This is a genomic window from Streptomyces sp. SID14478, from assembly GCF_010548525.1.
Taxonomy (GTDB): Bacteria; Actinomycetota; Actinomycetes; order Streptomycetales; family Streptomycetaceae; genus Streptomyces.
The window spans coordinates 1-2,187 of record NZ_JAAGMG010000683.1 but is presented as its reverse complement, the minus strand read 5'-3'; the positions used below and the strand labels follow the sequence as shown (position 1 = coordinate 2,187).

Below are 2,187 nucleotides of genomic sequence, written 5' to 3'. Positions count from 1 at the left end.
TCGGGCACGAGGTACGCGCGGGCGATCTCGGCCGTCGTCAGCCCGCCGACCGCCCGCAGCGTGAGCGCCACCTGGGACGCGGGGCTGAGGTCCGGGTGGCAGCACAGGTACAGCAGCGTGAGCGTGTCGTCCTCGGCCGGGGCCCGCGGCACGTCCGGCGCCGGCGTCGTGAACGCGTCGCGCGGCAGGAGCCGCATCTGCGCCTCTTCCCGCAGCCGTCGCGCCGACTCGCTGCGCAGGGCGTCGGTGAGGCGGCGGGAGGCGACCTTGATCAGCCAGCCGCGCGGATTGTCCGGGATCCCCTGCCCGGGCCACTGTCCCGCGGCGGCGAGCAGGGCCTCCTGCACGGCGTCCTCCGCCGCGTCGAAGTGCCCGTACCGGCGCACGAGCGCCCCGAGAACCTGCGGCGCATGGCGGCGCAGCAGGTCCTCGACGGCGTCCGGCGGTCTCGGCGGACGCGTCACACGTCGCCGCCGCCGTCCATGATCTGCCGGATGACGACCGGGTACTCGACCGTGCCCTCGGGGGACGGACACTGCAGGATGCGCTCGGCGATCTCGGTGACGCGCTCCAGGCTCGCGCACTCCAACACCCAGAAGCCGCAGAGCAGTTCCTTGGTCTCCCCGAACGGTCCGTCGCTGGCGACCGGCCGCCCCTGCCCGTCGAGCCGGACGGTCCGGGCCTGGGCGGGCTCGGCGAGGCCCTGCGCGTCGATCAGCTCGCCGGTCTCGGCCAGATCGTTGTTGATCTTCCCCATGAAGGCGTACATCGCCTGCAGGTCCTTCTCGCCCCAGGCTGGGCTCCCCTCGGAGGCCTTGCCGCCCATGGCGTCGTAGTCGGCCTGCGAGGCCTGGATCATCACCAGATACTTCATGGCTCTGCGCTCCTTCGGTGCGACCGCCCGCTCGCTGCGGGCGGCTTCACCTGGGACGTCGGAGCGGCCGGCCCGCTCTCGACACCGCCCGCACGTCTTTTTCCGGCTTTCTCGCGGACTTCCAGTCTGGCAGCGGAGCGCTACGACTTCCTGCCGTACCGGCGAACGACCACACCGTTGCCGAACGTGCGGTTCTCCTCCAGGCCGAAGTGCGTCAGAGCGTGGCTCCGGCCCGCGAACATCGGCATGCCGGCGCCGAGGACCAGCGGGTACGTCTTGATCACGAGCTCGTCGATCTCGTCCGCGAGCAGCCCCGCCAGCTGCGCACCGCCGCACAGCCAGATGCCCAAATCACCTTCCTCGGCCTTAAGTTCGCGCACCTTCGCGACGACGTCGTCGTGGATCAGCTCGACGTGCGGGTGCGGGGACTTCGTGAGGCTGCGCGTCAGCACGTACTCGCGCAGATGCCCGTACGGGCTGAGGAAGCCGGCGTCGATACCGACCTGGTAGCTACGGCGCCCCTGGAGCACGGTGTCGTACTTCTTGTTCGCGAACCCGTCGAGGCCGAGCATCTTGCGGCCCTCGGTCGAGATCGTCTCCGGGTACTCCTCCTTGAGGAATCCCAGGAACTCCTCGTCGACGAACTGCATGAACATCGTTCCGTCACCGGACTCGTCGCCGATGAAGCCGTCGACAGACACGGCGACGAAGTACGTGAGCTTGCGCAAATCGGTCTCTTTCCGTGGAGGACAAGGACTGCGTCCGACCTCTCCGGCCGAACCACTTCATTTATAGTGCTTCAGGTGTAGTGGTTGCAAGAGATTTCTCGACTGGAATCCGTTAGGGATCGGGGTCGGGACCGGTGGGCGGCGGGGCCGCGTACCTCGCGGGGACCCGGAACGCCGAGCGGGATGGACGAGCGGTGAGACCGTCGGCCCGCTCATGGCCGAGGTCACGCACGCGGTCGGGCCTACCTACGGCGACGGGCCCGAGGGCCACGGAGCGGGGCGGAGCGGGGCGGGGCGGCACTTGGTGGCCTGGTGTCATCACCGCGCGGCAGCCGTCCTCGCCTCCCCACACAATTGCTCGCTCCCCGCCTGATCCGGCTCGATCCGGTCTGGCCGGAGGCGCGAAAGCACCGCGTTGCCCTCTTCGGGCCGTGCGGGAGGGCGCGCGCTGTCCTTGAGGCAGGTGCGGTGGGACGGCGCGGCGGACGCGAGGATGCGCCGGGGGCGCGGTCGTGCGGGCGCGGGGCGTGCGCGGAAGGCGCAGGACGGACTGTCCGGGGGCGGCGAATCGTGCCGGGCGGCGTG

Annotated in this window: 3 protein-coding genes; all 3 read right to left on the bottom strand. The window is 70.5% G+C overall.

Going from position 1 to position 2,187, the window contains the following annotated elements; genetic code table 11:
- A partial coding sequence (locus tag G3I40_RS22695; RefSeq protein WP_343245002.1) for a sigma factor occupies positions 1-464 on the bottom strand: 464 nt, incomplete at its 3' end.
- Entirely contained in the window at positions 461-874 is a 414-nt protein-coding gene (locus G3I40_RS22690) for a YciI family protein (protein WP_164303978.1), read from the bottom strand. The genes G3I40_RS22695 and G3I40_RS22690, both read right to left, overlap by 4 nt.
- 140 nt (positions 875-1,014) lie before the next feature.
- On the bottom strand, positions 1,015-1,602 hold the full coding sequence (locus G3I40_RS22685) for a dihydrofolate reductase family protein (RefSeq protein WP_164303977.1): 588 nt from the start codon (positions 1,600-1,602) through the stop codon (positions 1,015-1,017).
- Positions 1,603-2,187 lie beyond the last annotated feature (585 nt).

Bases quoted from the DNA above. Each gene is read 5' to 3' on its own strand.
- G3I40_RS22690 (WP_164303978.1), bottom strand. From the start codon at position 874: ATGAAGTATCTGGTGATGATCCAGGCCTCGCAGGCCGACTACGACGCC.